The sequence below is a fragment of the Azospirillum sp. UFLA03-27 genome (genome assembly GCF_059803775.1).
This window is the reverse complement of record NZ_JAUQTX010000357.1, coordinates 1-5,023: the sequence shown is the minus strand read 5'-3', so window position 1 is coordinate 5,023 and position 5,023 is coordinate 1. Positions and strand designations below refer to the sequence as shown.

The 5,023-nt window shown below is 69.0% G+C and carries 3 protein-coding genes; all 3 read left to right on the top strand.

Going from position 1 to position 5,023, the window contains the following annotated elements:
- The first annotated feature begins 72 nt into the window (after nt 1-72).
- The 3 genes from Q4I23_RS30405 to Q4I23_RS30395 all read left to right on the top strand — a co-directional run bounded on the left by Q4I23_RS30405 (nt 73) and on the right by Q4I23_RS30395 (nt 5,022).
- Nucleotides 73-1,113, top strand: a complete 1,041-nt coding sequence (locus tag Q4I23_RS30405; RefSeq protein ID WP_498528690.1) for an efflux RND transporter periplasmic adaptor subunit — start codon at nt 73-75, stop codon at nt 1,111-1,113.
- 120 nt (nt 1,114-1,233) lie between these two features.
- Complete coding sequence (locus Q4I23_RS30400) at nt 1,234-4,419, top strand: efflux RND transporter permease subunit (protein WP_498528689.1); 3,186 nt, start codon at nt 1,234-1,236, stop codon at nt 4,417-4,419.
- A gap of 189 nt (nt 4,420-4,608) precedes the next feature.
- On the top strand, nt 4,609-5,022 hold the full coding sequence (locus Q4I23_RS30395) for a hemerythrin domain-containing protein (protein ID WP_498528688.1): 414 nt from the start codon (nt 4,609-4,611) through the stop codon (nt 5,020-5,022).
- The last annotated feature ends 1 nt before the right edge of the window (nt 5,023 follow it).

Sequence of the window (5,023 nt, the reverse complement as noted above, 5' to 3'; positions counted from 1 at the left end):
CAGAAGACGGCATACGCGATAGCTGTTATAGTCTCGTGGGCTCGGAGATGTGTATAAGAGACAGAGGTGGACGTGGCACCGGTCGTCGCCCGCAAGATCACCGACTGGCAGTCCTACTCGGGCCGCCTGGAGGCGGTCGACCGGGTGGAGGTGCGCCCGCAGGTGTCGGGCGCCATCACCGCCGTGCATTTCCGCAACGGCGCCCTGGTGAAGAAGGGCGATCCCCTCTTCACCATCGACCCGCGCCCCCACGTCGCCGAGGTCGCCCGGGCCGAGGCCCAGGTCGCCGCCGCGCAGGCCGCGGTGCGCTTCACCACCGCCGACCTCGACCGCGCCCAGCGGCTGGTGCAGAACAACACCGTCTCGCGCCAGACCCTGGACGAGAAGGAGAACGCCGCCCGCGAGGCCGGCGCCAACCTGAAGGCGGCGCAGGCGGCCCTCGACCTCGCCCGCATCGACCTGGAGCACACCCAGGTCACCGCACCCATCTCCGGCCGCGTCTCGCGCGCCGAGGCGACGGTGGGCAACGTCGTGGCGTCCGGCGCCTCCGCCGCCCCGCTGACGACGCTGGTCTCGGTCTCGCCGATCTACGCCTCCTTCGACGTCGACGAGCAGACCTACCTGCGCCACATCGCCAGCGTGAAGGACGCCGCCGACGTGCCGGTCCAGCTCGGCCTCGCCAACGAGAACGGCTATTCGCGCGGCGGCACGGTGGAGCATGTGGACAACCGGCTCGATTCCGTGTCCGGCACCATCCGCGTGCGCGCCAAGTTCGACAATCCCGACGGCATGCTGGTCCCCGGCCTCTACGCCCGCGTCAAGGTCGGCGGCAGCACCCCGCACGACGCGCTGATGGTCGAGGACCGCGCCATCAACACCGACCAGGACAAGAAGTTCGTCCTGGTGGTCGGCGGCGACGACACCGTGCAGTACCGCGAGATCATCCCGGGTGCTGCGCAGAACGGGCTGCGGGTGGTCAAGAGCGGCCTCGCCGCCGGGGAGCGCATCGTCGTCAACGGCGTCCAGCACGCCCGGCCCGGTGCCCGCATCAGCCCGAAGACGGTGGCGATGGGCAAGCCGGCGGACGCCATCGAGACCGCCGCGAACCAGTAACAGCCTGGCCCCCTCCCCCGCGTCGCGGGAGACGCCTTCCGTCGCCAACCGTCCCCCGCACCGCGGGGGACGGAGGGGGCCTTGTACCCAAACTCCATGCCGCCCGCTGGGAAGGCCATCATGAACATCTCGAAATTCTTCATCGACCGTCCGATCTTCGCGGGCGTGCTGTCGGTGGCGCTGTTCCTGGCGGGAGCGATCTCGCTGTTCCAGTTGCCCATCTCCGAGTACCCGGAGGTCGTTCCGCCGTCGGTCGTCGTGCGCGCCCAGTTCCCGGGCGCCAACCCCAAGGTCATCGCCGAAACGGTCGCCTCCCCCTTGGAGGAGCAGATCAACGGCGTCGAGAACATGCTGTACATGCAGTCGCAGGCCAACAGCGACGGCAACATGGCGCTGACCGTGACCTTCCGGCTGGGCACCGACCCGGACAAGGCGCAGCAGCTCGTGCAGAACCGGGTGGCGCAGGCGCTGCCGCGGCTGCCGTCCGACGTGCAGCGGCTGGGCGTGACGACGGTCAAAAGCTCGCCCACCCTGACCATGGTCGTGCATCTGCTGTCGCCCAACGACCGCTACGACATGACCTACCTGCGCAACTACGCCATCCTCAACGTCAAGGACCGGCTGAGCCGGATCTCCGGCGTCGGCGAGGTTCAGGTGTGGGGCGCCGGCGACTATTCCATGCGCGTCTGGCTCGACCCCAACAAGGTCGCCCAGCGCGGCCTGACCGCGTCCGACGTGGTGGCGGCGATCCGCGAGCAGAACGTCCAGGTCGCGGCGGGCGTCATCGGCGCCTCGCCCGCGCTGCCCGACACGCCCCTCCAGCTTTCGATCAACGCGCAAGGCCGCCTGACGACGCCGGAGGAGTTCGGCGCGATCATCCTGAAGACTGGCGAGCAGGGCGGCGTCACCCTGCTGCGCGACGTCGCCCGCGTCGAGATGGCGGCGGCGCAGTACGGCTTGCGCTCGCTGCTCGACAACAAGCCGGCGGTGGCGCTGGGCATCAACCAGTCGCCGGGCGCCAACGCGCTGGCCATCTCCGACGCCATCCGGGCGACCATGGCCGACCTCAAGGCCGACATGCCGGACGGCGTCGACTACAGCATCGTCTACGACCCGACGCAGTTCGTCCGCTCCAGCATCGACGCGGTGATCCACACGCTGCTGGAAGCCGTCGCCCTGGTCGTGCTGGTGGTCATCGTCTTCCTTCAGACCTGGCGCGCCTCGATCATCCCGCTGCTGGCGGTTCCGGTGTCCATCGTCGGCACCTTCTCTTTGATGCTGGGGCTGGGCTATTCGATCAACGCGCTGTCGCTGTTCGGCATGGTGCTGGCCATCGGCATCGTCGTGGACGACGCCATCGTCGTCGTGGAGAACGTCGAGCGCAACATCGAGAACGGCCTGTCGGCCAAGGAAGCCACCTACCGCGCCATGCAGGAGGTCAGCGGCCCGATCATCGCCATCGCGCTGACCCTGGTCGCCGTCTTCGTCCCGCTGGCGGCCATGAGCGGCCTGACCGGCGAGTTCTACAAGCAGTTCGCGATGACCATCGCGATCTCCACCGTCATCTCCGCCTTCAACTCGCTGACCCTGTCGCCGGCCCTGGCGGCGGTCCTGCTGCGCGGACACGACCAGCCGCAGGACTGGCTGACCCGCGCGATGAACAAGGTCTTCGGCGGCTTCTTCCGGCTGTTCAACCGGGTCTTCCACCGCGCCTCGACCGGCTACGGCCGCGGCGTCGGCGGGGTGGTGCGGCACAAGGGGCTGATGATGCTGGTCTATGTCGGGCTGCTCGGCGTCACCGTGCTGCTCGGCCGCACCGTGCCGATGGGCTTCGTCCCGGCGCAGGACAAGGAATACCTCATCAGCTTCGCCCAGCTTCCCAACGGCGCCTCGCTCGACCGCACGGAAGCGGTGATCCGCGAGATGACCGACATCGCGCTCGCCCGCCCCGGCGTGCAGAGCGCCGTCGCCTTCCCCGGCCTGTCGGTCAACGGCTTCACCAACAGCTCCAGCGCCGGCATCGTCTTCGTCACGCTGAAGCCCTTCGCCGAGCGCAAGGACCCGTCGCTCTCCGCCGCCGCCATCGCCGGTGATCTGCAGAAGCGCTACGCCGGCCTGAAGGAAGCCTTCGTCGCCATCTTCCCGCCTCCCCCGGTGATGGGCCTCGGCACGCTGGGCGGCTTCAAGATGCAGATCGAGGACCGCGGCGCGCTGGGCTACGAGGCGTTGAACGCGGCGGTCGGCTCCTTCCTGAAGAAGGCGATGGAAACGCCGGAGCTGGGGCCGGCCTTCTCCAGCTACCAGATCAACGTCCCGCAGCTCGACGTCGATCTCGACCGCGTGAAGGCCAAGCAGCAGGGCGTGCCCATCGGCGAGGTGTTCGACACCATGCAGATCTATCTGGGCTCGCTCTATGTGAACGACTTCAACAGCTTCGGCCGGGTCTACCAAGTGCGGGTCCAGGCCGACGCGCCCTTCCGCGCCGAATCCGCCGACATCGGCCTGCTGAAGACGCGCAACGCCCAGGGCGACATGGTGCCGCTCTCCTCGCTGGTCACCGTGAAGCAGAGCTACGGGCCGGAGATGGTCGTGCGCTACAACGGCTACACCGCCGCCGACATCAACGGCGGCCCGGCGCCCGGCTATTCGTCGGGCCAGGCGCAGGCGGCGGCGGAGCGCATCGCCCAGGAGACCCTGCCGCGCGGCGTGCGGTTCGAATGGACCGACCTGACCTATCAGGAGATCCTGGCCGGCAACGCGGCGCTGTGGATCTTCCCCATCAGCATCCTGCTCGTCTTCCTGGTGCTGGCCGCCCAGTACGAGAGCCTGACCCTGCCGCTGGCCATCCTGCTGATCGTGCCGATGAGCCTGATGTCGGCGCTGGCCGGGGTGTGGCTGACGGGGGGTGACAACAACGTCTTCACGCAGATCGGCTTCATGGTCCTGGTCGGCCTGTCGGCGAAGAACGCCATCCTGATCGTCGAGTTCGCCCGCGAGCTGGAGCATCAGGGGCGCAGCGTGGTGCAGGCCGCCATCGAGGCCAGCCGGCTGCGGCTGCGGCCCATCCTGATGACCTCCATCGCCTTCATCATGGGCGTGGTGCCGCTGGTCACCTCGACCGGCGCCGGCGCCGAGATGCGCCACGCGATGGGTGTGGCGGTGTTCGCCGGGATGATCGGCGTCACCCTGTTCGGCCTGATGCTGACGCCGGTCTTCTACGTCCTGCTGCGCACGCTGGTCGGGGCCGGCAAGCCGGCCGCGGTGCCGACCGGTCCGGCGCTCGCCCACGGGCATGGGGACGACTGAGCGTTCCTGAGGGAACCGTCGCCTTAACCGTGGCGGGGAGCCGGGGCTGAGTGCCCCGCTCCCCGCCGCGTCGCTTCTTCCCTGACCTTCCCCCTGCTTGCTCTGGCACAACGATCGGCGACGCTCCAGCCGGCACTCTCACCGTCACGCACCGCCCATCCGTCGGCGGCCCCGGTTGGAGACCTCGTCATGTCCAGTGCAGCCATCAGCACCACCCTGTACCGCCATCACCACGCCACCGTCGGGCAACTCGTCGGCCGGATCGACTCCCTGCTGGCGGCGCCGTCCCCGGCGGCGAACGCCACCGCTCTGGCCACGGCGGTCCGCGATCTGTTCGGCGTGTTCACCGTCCACCTGTCGCTGGAGGACAGCGCGCTCTACCCGCGCCTGCTGGCCCACCCGACCCCGGCGCTGCGCGCCACGGCGGCGCGCTTCCAGGCCGAAATGGGCAGCCTGCGCGCACGCTTCGACCGCTATCGGGCAAGCTGGCCCGGCCCGCTGGCGGTGTCCAAGGACCCGGAGACCTTCGTCCGCGAGACACGGGAGGTCGTGACCGCCCTGAAGCTGTCTCTTATACACATCTCCGAGCCCACGAGACTATAAC

Bases quoted from the DNA above. Each gene is read 5' to 3' on its own strand.
- Q4I23_RS30400 (WP_498528689.1), top strand. From the start codon at position 1,234: ATGAACATCTCGAAATTCTTCATCGACCGTCCGATCTTCGCGGGCGTG.
- Q4I23_RS30395 (WP_498528688.1), top strand. From the start codon at position 4,609: ATGTCCAGTGCAGCCATCAGCACCACCCTGTACCGCCATCACCACGCC.